This window comes from Bacillus sp. FSL M8-0256, from assembly GCF_038005765.1.
Taxonomy (GTDB): domain Bacteria; phylum Bacillota; class Bacilli; order Bacillales; family Bacillaceae; genus Bacillus; species Bacillus safensis.
The window spans coordinates 3,468,058-3,481,011 of record NZ_JBBOTU010000001.1; the positions used below are offsets into that span (position 1 = coordinate 3,468,058).

Here is a 12,954-nt window from a genome sequence, read left to right on the forward strand (position 1 = left end):
TTCCACATCATGTGTAAATAGAAGTGGTTCTGAATTCCTCTTTTGTAGAATGCGCTTCATCCTATGTGATTTATACCACGACATCTGATTCATCTATTTCAAAAGGTGCCGGATCATATGCGCGACACCGTGTTCATCATTTGATAACGTCACGTGATCAGCGATTTCTTTTATATCCTGTCTCGCATTCCCCATTGCAACCCCAACACCAGCAGCTCGAAGCATTGATTCATCATTTAAACTGTCTCCTACAGCCGCTGCCCTACTTAAAGGAATACCCAGTCTTTCTGCCAGCCTTGTTAATGCCTGCCCTTTAGACGCGTCCTTTGAACCAATTTCAAAGTTATGATCAGCCGAACTGACCAATGTTAAATCTGAATCATCACCAAACATATCCCATCCGGCTTTCAATCTGTCCTGAAAAAAAGAAAAACCTAAGATATTGTAAAATGAAAGCTTTCGATCCTCACGAAACAATTCTTTATATGTATCAATATAAGAAAAACCCGACTGGCTGTATTGAACTTCTGCCGCTTGTTTTAAGACATTTTGATCCGTTTCTGGATTTGCACTTTTTAAACGGTCCATTTCAATCGCAAGAAGCTCTCTGCCGCGATTTGGTGTGAAAATGGCTTCGTTTGTAAAGACTTCATAATAATAATCACGTTCTTCAAGCCATGACAATATGTGTTTAGCCTTTTCTTCTTGTAAAGCAGCTGAATGGTACACTTGTCCAGTTGGATCATGAATCACAGCTCCATTGGCACTAATCACCCATGTATTCATACCAAGCTGGTCAAAAATAGACCTCACATCAAAATACGCTCTCCCTGTTGACACGACAACCTCAATTCCATTCGCAGCTGCTTCCTTTAATGCCTGCTCGTTTTCCTGACTCACTTTGTGTTCACTGTTCAATAAAGTTCCATCTAAATCCGTTGCGATTAATTGAATGTTTGTCATCGTTCTCTCCTTTTTGTCTTTATTTTCAACCGACATACCGTTAACAAAATCCATCATCATTATGAAATGAGTATCCACTATTTGCAAGAGCTGATCGGTTAAACAGTGAATAAAAGGGTATCCGGCCACGCAAATATGACCGGATACACACATAGGGGATTCACAAGGGGACACATGACCTATACAAAGAAGCATTGGTTCTATATTACGCAGTGTTCATATGAACAAGGCAGCATCTATCAGCTTTAGCTAGAGGGGGGCTGTCAGATGATAGACGTTACCTTTTAATTCGGGACTTGCCTCCTTTCCTTTCAGCTACCCCTAGTCTACGGAGAAAGGCCGTATGTGACAAAACAGGAAAATAGCAAAATAGGTCTTCAAATTCTCTATATCCTCATTAATTTCTGTTTTTTACCGCTTGCGTATAAAACATCATCTTGTTTTGTTTGATGAAATACTTATTTTTCATAAATTGATAAAAAATATCTGAATGAATCCAATTACTAGAAGGCATGTGAATATAATCAGATCCGTCCCACGCAAACCAATAAAAACAAAGCCGGCCATCATGAACCGACAGCTGAAACTCAAAACAGTCCATTTGATCCTCGGTGACATATTGAAACGTGAGTGACTCTCCTTCTTCCATATACACATCACAAAATGAAAGAATATCTCCCCACGAATAAACACGTATATCACTCTTTGCCTTGTCGTCGCCAATATGAATGTTTCTCAATTGATAGGACTCCATAAAACATCTCCTTTCACTCATGTGCAGCTAGTTCTAAGCAGGCAGCGGTTTCATTTATACAGATGTTGTATGCTATAATAATACTTACGAATAATGAACGCTTGTGAGGTGATAAATATGAAAACCTTTAGGCTGATTGATTTAAAAATTGAACTTGATCCACAGCAAGATAAAATGTCCAGCATTCCCCTTCGTGACGGTTTAATCATTAATAAAGAAGACGGTGAAAATCACTGGATGATTGAGGCACTCATTCCAAAGAAACATAGACAGGTGTTTGAGGTACTCTTTCAGCAGCACACAGAAGTGAAGATTCTTGTAACGATCACTAAAGAAAACAACCGCCCTGTTCATCTATCTGTCCAAGTCAAAAACATCGTTGCCTTAGAAGAAAACATTTCTGTATTACTCGATGGTAAAATGATTACAAATCGTTACAGAACAGAAACTGAAGAAGTATTAAAAGACCTCGTCAAAGAGGGGCTGTCAGGAGAAAAACTACTGGATGCTTTTAAACAAAACACATAAAAAAGAGCGGGATCAGCCGCTCTTTTTCTATTGCACATCTTTAGACTGGCTTTGATTTTTCAATAAATCTCTAATTTCAGTTAGCAGAACTTCCGTTTGATCCGGCGTTTCCACAACCTCTTCTTCCTCAACCTTTTTCCGTTTTAACTTATTCAAATAACGAATAAAGATAAAAATGGAAAACGAGATAATTAAGAAATCAACCACTGTTTGAATAAAGTTCCCATATAAAATTTGAGCAGCTCCGATTTTAATGGATAAACCGCTAAAATCATGCCCTCCAATAATAATACCGACAAGCGGCATGATTAAATCATTCACAAGAGAAGTGACAATTTTGCCAAATGCTCCCCCAATGATGACACCTACAGCCAAGTCAATGACATTGCCCTTGACGGCAAACTCTCTAAATTCTTTCAGCATCCTTTATCACCTTCATCTTTTTTTGTCTAATATGACGTTTTTTTGTCAAAATTGCAAGTCCTTATCCGTTCTAACTGAACGTTTCTAAATAAAAAAGCGATTCATGCTTAATGAACCGCCAGGAAAATCATGATACTTTAGGACCGATAGAAAATGTCAGTTCTGCTTCACATGCAACTTCGCCATCTACTGTCGCTACTGCTTTTCCTTTTGCAACCGGCCCGCGGAGGCGCGTCACTTCAACCTCTAAACGAAGTTGGTCACCAGGCTTGACCTGTCTTTTGAAGCGGCATCCATCAATCCCTGCAAACAAACCAATCTTTCCTTTGTTTTCTTCCTTGCCTAACATAATCACACCAAAAACCTGTGCGAGTGCTTCTACTATAAGCACACCAGGCATGACTGGATAACCAGGGAAATGGCCATTAAAAAATTCTTCATTCACTGTAACATTTTTAATTCCAACCGCTCTTTTTTCTCCCTCAACCTCTAAAATACGGTCGACCAATAAGAATGGATAACGGTGTGGAATAATGTCTTGAATTTGCTGAGCATCAAGCATATCTTGATCTCTCCTTCTTTTCTATATCGCTGATCTTCATTTGATTCCTATAGAAGTATATTATGAATGCTGGCATTTTTCAATATTCGCCTTATGCATATGGTAAAAAATAGAATATACCATTACCAATTGTCATCAAATATAATCCACACTACACTCATTGTTTTTTCACAAATATGGTAATATATATTACAACATTGATTGAATAAGAGGGTAAAAATGAATTTTATGAGCGATAAATCCATAAAAAAACTTCTCCATTCCTGGTATACAATGCTAAAGCATCGACATTTTTCGAAGGCTGAAGAAATCAAAAAAACACTGCTAAAATATAAACGCAAATTATCAAAAAAACAGGAACTCTATTTCCATTATCAGCTGATGCTTTTCCGTCATCAGCTCTGGATGAATCAGACAGAAGACTTAGAAAAACTCAAACATGAACTGCTGCCCCACAAAGATGAAATGAACGAAGAACTGCAATATTATTTTTATTTCTTTCTCGGATTATATGAATCTTTAAAAAGTGATCAAAATGATGCGATTCATTATCTCGAAAAGGCAGAGGAACGACTGCCATTACTTAACGATGAGCTGGAGGAAGCAGAGTTCCATTTCCGTACAAGCGGTGTTTATTATAACAACCGTTACTCGTTGTTATCGATTCGTCATGTTCAAAAAGCCATGGATATTTTTGCAAAGCACGGAGATATCCATAGCATCTATCGGTGTAAAATTGTGCTCGCTCTTAACTATAGCGACCAAAAAAAATATAAGGAAGCAGAAGATATTTTCATTGAAATTATTGATTATGTGAAAAAGATTGATGATCAAGAGCTGCTCGGTATCGTTTATTATGATGCTGGCTTTATTCAGTCAAGACAAAACCATCATAAGGAAGCGCTAGAATACTTCAAAAAAGCACTTCGTCTTCCAGCATACCGAAAGTCAGCACACTCCTATGTATCGTGCCTATACGAAACTGTGCGTTCCTGTTTTAAAGAAAATTTAACCGATGAAGGGATGAAATATATTCAAAAAGGACTGAAAGAAGCCGTTGCTTCCCAGTTTGATATATTAAGAATGAAGTTTCAAATCTTATCTCTTCTCTACAGCCAAACGCCAAAGGCAGATGAGCAGATCGCCACACTCGTCACATGTCTTGAACGAAAAGAAGCCTGGATTGATCTTGAGGATCTGCTTGCTGATGTCTCAGATTTTTATAAAAAAAAGGGCGACTTTGAGCGAGCCGCCTTTTTTATCATGAGAGGCTGATACCAGCCTACTGATTATCGAATTGTATTAATTAATCCCAGCATTTGATCGCCCATCGTGATCGTTCTTGAGTTCATCTGATAGGAACGCTGTGTTGTCATGAGGTCTGTTAATTCTTTCGACATGTCCACATTTGACGTTTCCAGTGCACCTTGCTGGAGCTGAATCGCCTCTCGGTTTGCTCCATTTAGTGCTGTTAATGCACCTTGATAGGTTCCGTCGACTGAGAACAAATTATCTCCTTCAGAGGCAAGTGCTGAAGAATTATTGACTTGTACAACGCCTAGATTCACTTGCTGATTCGGTTGATTATCTCTTGAAATCGCCGTAAGCCGTCCATTTTTATCGATTGAAATATCACGGAAATTCGCATTTAAGACGATTGCATTTCCGTTTTCATCAAGAATCGGATAGCCTTCGCTCGTGACAAGCTGCACTTGGTTACGGTTATTGCCCGGCTGTAAGTAAAGTGAACCATCTCTTGTATAACGGATATTACCGCCGGCGTTGACCTGTAAATACTGCGACGGCGCTCCGAATGCAACATCAAGATCACGTCCTGTTTCTTTAATCGAGCCTTGCAGCGAGTTAATGGACGCATTGACCATTGTCCCCGTACCAAGCCTTAACCCAGCAGGTGTCAGACGACTGTTTGCCACCTGCTCATTTTTTTCATCTACCTGATTAAACTGCTGTCTGATCAGCTCTGAGAAACGGGTGTTTTTCGCACGGTATCCTGTTGTTTCACTGTTCGCGATGTTGTTGCTGATGATGTCAAGCTGCTTTTGCACTTCATTCATCGATACAGCTGCATTTATCATCGTTCTAAGCATAATTTTCCTCCTTTCTTTTTCATTTCTTGATTAGTACACTCTGCCAATTTCATTCACTGCTTTTTCTAAGCTTTTATCATACGCCTGAACCACTTTTTGATTTGTTTCAAATGCTCGGTAGGCCGTTGTCATATCTGTATATGATTTCGTCACATCCACGTTCGACAGCTCTGATACGCCTTGGCTTAACGTATAGGATATTTGACCGTTATTGACTGCACTTGGCAGGGGCTGGTTATCAGCTGTACGGTATAAATCATTTCCTTCACGCGCTAGGTTTCTTGTATCCATCGCAACACGCACATCGATTTGACCAAGATTTTGGCCATTTTCAGACACAGTACCATCTGCATTCACTTTGAAGTTCTCACTCTGAACCGTAATCGGCTGACCCGTCACGGAAAGAAGAGCGCGTCCATTAATCGTCAGCTGCTTTTGTGCGTTCAATGTAATAGAGCTGCTTTTCGTATAACGAACGCCTTCTGGTGTGTTGACCGCATAAAATAGCGCTGATTTCTGATTGGTCTCCGGATTGATCGGCACATTATTTTCAACTAGTGCTACATCTGTTGTTTGATCTGTTGTTTTTAAAGTTCCCTGTGTAAATTGAGGGATTAATTCCTGCATATATGTCCCAGTATTGATTCCACCAATCGGCGATTGCAGTGGAACACTAAAGCCTTTGCCTGAGGATGTTTGGAAACGTCCTGATTCCATTCGGCTCAGCAGCATTTCTGGAAATGCACGCATTGCCCCTTCATCCGCTTTATAGCCTGGGGTATTCGCATTTGCGATATTATTTGAAAGCATTTCTGTCCGCCGCTCTTGAGCGATCATGGCAGATGTTGCGGTGTATAGTCCTTTTAACACGTGCTCACCTCATTCAAATTCTTTCACATGACCTAAACACAATCTTCTATGAAATATATCGGCTGATTAGCAGGGTTCTTTAATAAAAATCCCCCATTCTTTCTAAAAAGAATGAGGGAAATCATTAGCTGAGTTTACGCTTTGGCAGCTTGTCCATATTATCAAGCATCACGCCAGTACCAACTGCTACACAGTCCATTGGATTTTCAGCAACGAAAACTGGTACTTTCAGCTCTTCTGCAAGCAATTGATCAAGCCCGTTTAGAAGAGCTCCGCCACCTGTAATGATGACGCCGCGATCGATAATATCAGCTGATAATTCAGGCGGTGTTCTCTCAAGAACTTGCTTCGCAGCCTGAACAATCGCAGATACAGATTCACGCAATGCTTCTTCTACTTCTTTGCTTGTGACGGTAATCGTTCTTGGTAATCCTGTCACCATGTCTCGTCCACGAATCGAAATCTCTTCGTGACGTGCGTCTGGGAATACCGTTGCAACTTGGATCTTAATATCCTCAGCCGTGCGCTCACCGATCAACAGCTTGTACTCTTTTTTAATGTAGTTTAGAATTTCCAGATCAAATTTGTCTCCAGCCATTTTAATAGAAGAGGCGGTTACAATGTCACCCATTGAGATGACAGCGATATCTGTCGTTCCGCCTCCAATATCTACGACCATGTTTCCACTTGGCTGAAAAATATCCATACCAGCACCAATCGCTGCTACTTTTGGCTCTTCTTCAAGAAATACATGCTTACCACCGCTTTTTTCAGCAGCTTCTTTGATCGCCTTCTGCTCAACAGATGTAATATTTGTCGGGCAGCAGATGAGCATACGCGGCTTAGAGAACAGCCCTTTCACATTTAATTTGTTAATAAAATGCTTGAGCATCGCTTCAGTTACTTCAAAATCAGCGATTACGCCGTCTTTTAATGGACGAATCGCAACAATATTCCCAGGTGTACGTCCAACCATACGTCTAGCCTCTTCTCCAACAGCCAAAACTTTCCCGCTGTTTTTGTCAAGAGCTACCACAGATGGTTCATTTAACACAATTCCTTTTCCTTTGACATGAATCAGTACATTGGCAGTACCAAGATCAATTCCAATATCCCTAGCAAACATCTATATATATCCTCCTTGAAAATCTGTTTCCATAGCAAATACCACATTCTGCCCTAATTATATATTCTATCATAATTTGCAGAAAAAAAGATATTTCTTTACAAAAGTCTTTACAAAATTTGTGGTTAGAAACTACCGATATGAGGAAGATATATATATTATGTTTATGAACAAAGAACTAAGCTTACTGTTTCACAGGTTCGCCTTCTAAAATTTCTTCTTTTTTATACTTTAACTTGGTGGCTTCTCCTCCTCGCAAGTGGCGGATTGATTTATGATAATCCAGTATCTCCTTTACTTCATTAGCCAGATCTGGATTAATTTCTGGCAGTCTTTCTGTTAGATCCTTGTGTACAGTACTTTTAGAGACTCCAAATTCTTTCGCAATAACACGAACGGTTTTCTTTGTCTCCACGATATACTTTCCTATCTTGATTGTTCGCTCTTTGATGTAATCGTGCACACCACTCGACCTCCCTAAAATGGATGTGAGAAGTGTGAAATGAGATCCGTATGAAGATTATCCATTTTCAGCGGCGCTTGTTCGTCGTAATTTCTCATCCATTAGGTAGTAAATGCCAAACACGATCCCTCACCTCAAACACTCTCTTTGTCAGGTTTGTAACAGTGTATTAGCATTGAATAGGGAATATGCTAAAAATGAAGATGGGACAAGGGATTTATCAGAAAAGGCAAAACAAAAAATCATTTCGGGGCGCGAAAATTTCCACTTTACAAGAAAGGATTCAGCACGTAAAATAGAAAAGGTGAATTTATTTACCTAGCTAAATATTTAAAAAAGGTGAGCATATGGATACGTTAAATAGAGAGTGTTTACATCAAATACATCAAGGCGCACGGCTGCTGTCTAAAAAGGCGAACGAAGCGCTTGCTGCTTATGACTTGTACATGTCCCAGTGGACTGTGCTTTTTTGTTTGGATACATTCGGCCCAAAAACCCAAAAAGACATCTGGACATATTTAAACGTCGAAGCACCGACCATCACCAGAACCGTCACCCGCTTAGAAGCAAACGGCTGGGTGAAACGTGTACAAGGCAAAGACAAACGTGAGAATCTGATCGTGATGACAGATGATGCAAAAGCCCGATTTGAAGAAATCAAACGCACGATGGAACAATTTGAAGAAGAATGTCTTTCAGATTTTACCTACGAAGAAAAACAACTCCTCCATACACTTTTACACAAATTATCAACTGAATAGGAAGTGACATACATCATGAACAAACGCATATGGACAAAAGATTTTATCATGATTGTCCTGGTGAATTTATTTACGTTCACCTCTTTTTATGCCCTTTTGACATTACTGCCCATTTACACAATGGATGAACTAAATGGAACAGAATCACAGGGCGGTCTCCTTGTGACGGTCTTCTTATTATCTGCTATTGTGACAAGACCGTTTTCTGGCGCCATTATTGAAAAATTCGGCAAAAAACGGATGGCGATTTTCTCTTCTACAGCCTTTGCCTTACTCACTTATTTATACATTCCGATTGATCAATTCCAAACGCTCCTTGTGCTGCGTTTCGTACAAGGGATCTTTTTTAGTATTTTGACGACAGTTGCCAGTGCCATTGCGGCTGATATGATCCCGAAACATAAACGCGGGGAAGGACTCGGATACTTTGTGATGTCCATGAACCTCGCTGTTGTCATCGGTCCGTTTATCGCACTGAATCAAGTAGGAAAAATAGGATTTCATTCCTTATTTCTTCTCTTTTCCATTATCGTGACGATCGGAGCTGCTTTTACGATGCTGATTAGACAGCTAGAGCCTGAAAACGGTGGAAGCATCGTCTTCCGATTCACGTTTTCTCACCTGTTTGAAAAAGGCGCATTAAAAACAGCGGCCGTCGGCATTATTATTTCCTTCTGTTATTCGCCGATTATTTCATTTATTTCAGTTTATGCCAATTCACTCCATTTGATGGGTGCAAGCAGTTATTTCTTCATTGTGTTTGCGGCTGCAATGCTTGGATCACGTCCATTTACAGGCAGACTTTTTGACCGGGTTGGAGCTCACGTTGTGATCTATCCTTCGATTGCCCTTTTTGCCATTGGTTTATGGATGCTGACAGCGACACATTCAGCTACAATGCTTCTTCTATCAGGCGCTGTGATTGGACTTGGCTACGGTTCGCTCGTGCCATGTTTACAAACACTTGCAATTCAGCACTCACCAGCTCACCGTACGGGGTATGCGACGGCTACTTTCTTTACTCTGTATGATACAGGTATTGCTGCTGGCTCATTTGTCTTTGGACTCCTTGTCAGTTTCACAGACTTTTCAAATGTGTACCTCATTGCAGGCATTGTGGTCTTACTGAGTATGGGCGTCTTTTATTGGAGCGAACGAAAACCCCAGGAATCAAAAGCACAAAAAGTCTCCCTTTCAGAATAAAAGGGTACTATTTTAAACTTCGCCGGAAACATGCTAATATATAGGATATTCCAAATAGAGCATACAAGCTTTGTTGAAAAATAGTTAGCATTAAGCGAAAGTATAGGTGATGTTTTGAATTACGAATTGTTTAAAGTCATACACGGGATGGCTCACCATTCTGAGTTTTTAGATCAGGCCATGATCTTTATTACGAAAAAGGCCATTCTTGTGTACGCCCTTGTCTTATTGATTTGCTGGTTTTTAGGGAATCACAAATTTAAGAAGCATGTCTTCTTTTCCGGTGTAACAGGCATTGCAGCACTTATTGTCAACTTTGCCATTACATTGTTTCATTATGAAGAGCGGCCGTTTGTGGCGCATAAAGTCGACACACTCATCCCGCATTCAGCAGACGCTTCCTTCCCAAGTGACCATACAACAGGTGCATTGGCTCTTTCACTAGCCATTCGATCTCGTAATAAAAAGCTCGGCAACATATTGCTCGTCTTTGGATTACTTACAGGATTCTCCCGCATCTGGGTCGGTCATCATTATCCATTTGATGTTTTAGGCAGCTTGGTCGTATCGATTGTGGTTGTCTTTATCATGAATAAATTATGGAAGTTCTTTGACTCTCCAATTGATCGCATCGTGACATTTTACGAGACAATTGTAGGGAAAATTTTCAGAAGGAAGACAAAGGATCAGGGCTCAGACCTGTCCAACTCTTAAGCGGCCTTGCGATAACGTGATGAAGATTCTTCTCTCACTTATCGCGCCGCTTTTTTTATTGGCTGTCTCCCTCTAACCATTTTTGAAAAATAAAGACTGACGCCAATGCCAATAAGAGAAATGATGATCAACGTCCAGCCTAATTGCGCAAAATGAGCACCAGCAATTTCATCCCCAAACAGCATACCAAGCACAGCAGACGACAGAATAGAACCAAGGTAGCGGCATGTTTGAAAAAGTCCAGAGGATGTGCCAATCATTTGCTGAGGACTTTCCTTGAGCATCGCAGCTTGAAGCGCAACATTCCCAATCCCATAACTGAGCCCAAGCAGCGCCAGAACCAATCCTTTCCCCCATAATGGCGCAGGAATAAAAAAGAAAGTCATGGCAGACGCTCCAGCCAGCATCAATACAGCACTCGCTAAAACTGGATGGCGTTCATCCCCGCGATCCACCCACTTTCCTGTCAGCGGCGACACAATAATGCTCACCCCTGACATACACAGCATAAAAAGACCCGTCATCTCCACACGCCAGCCTAACTCATCCTGAAAATAACTCGGCAAACCAAAAAAGAGACAATAGAAAAAGATATTTAAAATGATAAATTGCACATACACAAGTGACAGCCGCTGCTCTTCTCTGAACATCCGTATTTGAATAAACGGCTCATCCACCTGATACTCCCACCAGATAAAAGCGCCTGCACTCAGGAGACAAAGAATGCCTTGAACATATTGAATGCCATCACCCAGTGATAATAAAAATGAAAGCAGGAGAACAATGCAGACGGTAAAAAGAAGCATCCCTGGCAAATCGAGTGTTCGCACAGTTTCGCCTATGCGCAGCTTTCTCTTTTTCTGCTCCTTCGGAAACAACAATAGACCAAGAAAGAAACTGATCAAAATAAACGGCAGATTCACTAAAAAGATAGCCGGCCAGCCGCCAATGGTCATCAGAAATCCGCCAAGCGTCGGTCCAAGCGCCGTCATCGCTGAAGCAAAAATGGATAATACCGCTAACGCCGAAGCCTGTTTTTCTTGAATATGATCCCGAATAAGTCCGACCCCAGAAGGATAAATGGCACTGCTTCCAATCGCCTGTAACAAACGGATCACAATCAGCACCGCAAACGTTGGGGCAAACGGCGCGCAAACGGCTGAGACTGCGACAAGAACGAGACCGAATAAAAATAAGGTTCTGCGGCTCATCACATGATCCCCAATCCGGCCGCTCACTGGCTGTGTTACTGCACTGGCTAAATAAAAAGAAGAAATAAGCCAAGATACGGTCGTAAACGACAAACCGAATTCATGCTGAATTTGATGCAAGGCCAAAGAAATCATTGATGAATTCAGCGGATTCAACATCGTTCCAAAGGCAATAGCGGTTAAAAAAACTTTTCGATTGTCTCTCCACTTGTTCATACACTGACCTCCTTTTTGCAACCCTTTCGTTATTATGAGATTCATTTCCCTTTTTTACCCTAATCAATTCAAGTTCTCTCTTAGAAAAGCAAGACATACATTCTAAAAAGGACGATTGTTGGAATAACACATATAAAATTGAGAATATGAGGAACAAATGGTAAGATGCTACACATATTGAAAAGCCTACTTTCTCCTTATATGGAGAACGGCTGAAAAGGAGGAGAAGCTTATTATTAAAAAAAGACGGTTTTGGGTCCCAGCCCTTTTCTCGGTTGCAGTATTACTTCTGTCTTCGTGTGGTTCAAATGAAACAAATGGGAACGGAGATAAACGTAATTCTACAGCGAAAGGGTCGCCAATTTTGGAGGATGGAAAATTTATTTTTGCAGCATCAGGTGAATTTCATCCGTTTAGTTACATGGATGGAAATCAGATGTCCGGCTTTGATATCGATGTAGGCAATGCGATTAGTGACAAACTAGGTCTCGAACCTATACAGAAAAAATATAAATTCGCAGGCATCGTCGAAGGCGTGAAAGCAGGTAAATTTGATGCGGCAGTTGCAAGTCATACCATCAATGAGGAACGAAAAAAACACGTCCTTTTTTCTAAGCCCTATTACTACTCTGGTCCGCAAATTTTCACAAGACCTGGAGCAGACATTCAGCATGCTGATGACTTAAAAGACAAAGAAATTGCTGTATCCAAAGGATCGTCCTACGCTGATATTGCTAAGGAACATAGCGGGCAAGAACCAAAATATTATGATAGTGATGTCGTCGCCTTAGAAGCACTGGCCAACGGAAAACACGATGCAGTCGTAACAGATTTCGCCACAGGTGCAGAAGCGATGAAGAAAAAATTGAACATCACAGCACAGGAAAGACTCGGACAAAGTGAGCAGGCAATTGCTGTATCAAAAGAAAATGAACAGCTCATAAAAGAGATCAACGATGCGATTGACGCACTAAAAAAAGACGGAACATTAAAACAAATTAGCGAAAAGTACTTTGATGAAGACATCACGGTCAAACAAGATTAAAACCACG

The 12,954-nt window shown here is 40.7% G+C and carries 15 protein-coding genes; 6 read left to right on the forward strand and 9 right to left on the reverse strand.

Annotation, left to right across the window (positions count from 1 at the left end):
- Positions 1 to 93 precede the first annotated feature (93 nt).
- Entirely contained in the window at positions 94 to 954 is an 861-nt protein-coding gene (locus NSQ76_RS17925; protein ID WP_024426316.1) for a Cof-type HAD-IIB family hydrolase, read from the reverse strand.
- Positions 955 to 1,360: 406 nt separating this feature from the next.
- Positions 1,361 to 1,717 (reverse strand): hypothetical protein, encoded by a 357-nt coding sequence (locus NSQ76_RS17930; protein WP_034281192.1) that lies wholly within the window; start codon positions 1,715 to 1,717, stop codon positions 1,361 to 1,363.
- A gap of 117 nt (positions 1,718 to 1,834) precedes the next feature.
- Between NSQ76_RS17930 and NSQ76_RS17935 the strand changes: the two genes are divergently transcribed.
- Positions 1,835 to 2,245: a YwpF-like family protein gene (locus NSQ76_RS17935; RefSeq protein ID WP_024423692.1), complete on the forward strand. Its 411-nt coding sequence runs from the start codon at positions 1,835 to 1,837 to the stop codon at positions 2,243 to 2,245.
- Positions 2,246 to 2,272: 27 nt separating this feature from the next.
- Here the strand turns inward: NSQ76_RS17935 and mscL are convergent, their stop codons facing one another.
- The gene (mscL, locus tag NSQ76_RS17940) at positions 2,273 to 2,668 is read right to left on the reverse strand and encodes a large conductance mechanosensitive channel protein MscL (protein WP_024423693.1); all 396 of its coding nucleotides are present in this window, start codon (positions 2,666 to 2,668) and stop codon (positions 2,273 to 2,275) included.
- Positions 2,669 to 2,795: 127 nt separating this feature from the next.
- A complete protein-coding gene (gene fabZ / locus NSQ76_RS17945; protein ID WP_012011512.1) occupies positions 2,796 to 3,230 on the reverse strand; it encodes a 3-hydroxyacyl-ACP dehydratase FabZ in 435 nt (144 codons plus the stop codon).
- Between the two features lie 219 nt (positions 3,231 to 3,449).
- On the opposite strand from fabZ, the gene NSQ76_RS17950 reads away from it, so the two are divergent.
- Positions 3,450 to 4,505, forward strand: coding sequence for a tetratricopeptide repeat protein (locus tag NSQ76_RS17950; protein WP_125585887.1), 1,056 nt, complete (start codon positions 3,450 to 3,452; stop codon positions 4,503 to 4,505).
- Between the two features lie 14 nt (positions 4,506 to 4,519).
- Here the strand turns inward: NSQ76_RS17950 and NSQ76_RS17955 are convergent, their stop codons facing one another.
- The 4 genes from NSQ76_RS17955 to spoIIID form a co-directional block, all read right to left on the reverse strand.
- A complete protein-coding gene (locus NSQ76_RS17955; protein ID WP_024426319.1) occupies positions 4,520 to 5,338 on the reverse strand; it encodes a flagellar hook-basal body protein in 819 nt (272 codons plus the stop codon).
- A 30-nt stretch (positions 5,339 to 5,368) separates the two neighbouring features.
- Entirely contained in the window at positions 5,369 to 6,208 is an 840-nt protein-coding gene (locus NSQ76_RS17960) for a flagellar hook-basal body protein (RefSeq protein WP_341055236.1), read from the reverse strand.
- A gap of 124 nt (positions 6,209 to 6,332) precedes the next feature.
- On the reverse strand, positions 6,333 to 7,334 hold the full coding sequence (gene mbl, locus NSQ76_RS17965) for a cell shape-determining protein Mbl (protein WP_007497573.1): 1,002 nt from the start codon (positions 7,332 to 7,334) through the stop codon (positions 6,333 to 6,335).
- Between the two features lie 184 nt (positions 7,335 to 7,518).
- On the reverse strand, positions 7,519 to 7,797 hold the full coding sequence (gene spoIIID, locus NSQ76_RS17970) for a sporulation transcriptional regulator SpoIIID (protein WP_008343327.1): 279 nt from the start codon (positions 7,795 to 7,797) through the stop codon (positions 7,519 to 7,521).
- A 347-nt stretch (positions 7,798 to 8,144) separates the two neighbouring features.
- Between spoIIID and NSQ76_RS17975 the strand changes: the two genes are divergently transcribed.
- From NSQ76_RS17975 to NSQ76_RS17985, 3 genes are all read left to right on the forward strand, one after another.
- Entirely contained in the window at positions 8,145 to 8,558 is a 414-nt protein-coding gene (locus tag NSQ76_RS17975; RefSeq protein ID WP_024423697.1) for a MarR family winged helix-turn-helix transcriptional regulator, read from the forward strand.
- Positions 8,559 to 8,573: 15 nt separating this feature from the next.
- Entirely contained in the window at positions 8,574 to 9,761 is a 1,188-nt protein-coding gene (locus tag NSQ76_RS17980; protein WP_341055239.1) for an MFS transporter, read from the forward strand.
- Positions 9,762 to 9,875: 114 nt separating this feature from the next.
- The gene (locus NSQ76_RS17985; protein WP_024423699.1) at positions 9,876 to 10,475 is read left to right on the forward strand and encodes an undecaprenyl-diphosphatase; all 600 of its coding nucleotides are present in this window, start codon (positions 9,876 to 9,878) and stop codon (positions 10,473 to 10,475) included.
- 38 nt (positions 10,476 to 10,513) lie between these two features.
- Here NSQ76_RS17985 and NSQ76_RS17990 read toward each other — a convergent pair whose 3' ends face one another.
- A complete protein-coding gene (locus NSQ76_RS17990) occupies positions 10,514 to 11,902 on the reverse strand; it encodes an MFS transporter (protein WP_341055242.1) in 1,389 nt (462 codons plus the stop codon).
- A 199-nt stretch (positions 11,903 to 12,101) separates the two neighbouring features.
- Between NSQ76_RS17990 and NSQ76_RS17995 the strand changes: the two genes are divergently transcribed.
- A complete protein-coding gene (locus NSQ76_RS17995; protein ID WP_224426795.1) occupies positions 12,102 to 12,947 on the forward strand; it encodes a transporter substrate-binding domain-containing protein in 846 nt (281 codons plus the stop codon).
- The last annotated feature ends 7 nt before the right edge of the window (positions 12,948 to 12,954 follow it).

Excerpts from the sequence above, each read along its gene's own strand:
- NSQ76_RS17935 (WP_024423692.1), top strand. The coding sequence starts at position 1,835 with ATGAAAACCTTTAGGCTGATTGATTTAAAAATTGAACTTGATCCACAG.
- NSQ76_RS17975 (WP_024423697.1), top strand. The coding sequence starts at position 8,145 with ATGGATACGTTAAATAGAGAGTGTTTACATCAAATACATCAAGGCGCA.
- NSQ76_RS17950 (WP_125585887.1), top strand. The coding sequence starts at position 3,450 with ATGAATTTTATGAGCGATAAATCCATAAAAAAACTTCTCCATTCCTGG.
- mscL (WP_024423693.1), bottom strand. The coding sequence starts at position 2,668 with ATGCTGAAAGAATTTAGAGAGTTTGCCGTCAAGGGCAATGTCATTGAC.
- fabZ (WP_012011512.1), bottom strand. The coding sequence starts at position 3,230 with ATGCTTGATGCTCAGCAAATTCAAGACATTATTCCACACCGTTATCCA.
- NSQ76_RS17990 (WP_341055242.1), bottom strand. The coding sequence starts at position 11,902 with ATGAACAAGTGGAGAGACAATCGAAAAGTTTTTTTAACCGCTATTGCC.
- mbl (WP_007497573.1), bottom strand. The coding sequence starts at position 7,334 with ATGTTTGCTAGGGATATTGGAATTGATCTTGGTACTGCCAATGTACTG.
- NSQ76_RS17930 (WP_034281192.1), bottom strand. The coding sequence starts at position 1,717 with ATGGAGTCCTATCAATTGAGAAACATTCATATTGGCGACGACAAGGCA.
- NSQ76_RS17955 (WP_024426319.1), bottom strand. The coding sequence starts at position 5,338 with ATGCTTAGAACGATGATAAATGCAGCTGTATCGATGAATGAAGTGCAA.
- NSQ76_RS17980 (WP_341055239.1), top strand. The coding sequence starts at position 8,574 with ATGAACAAACGCATATGGACAAAAGATTTTATCATGATTGTCCTGGTG.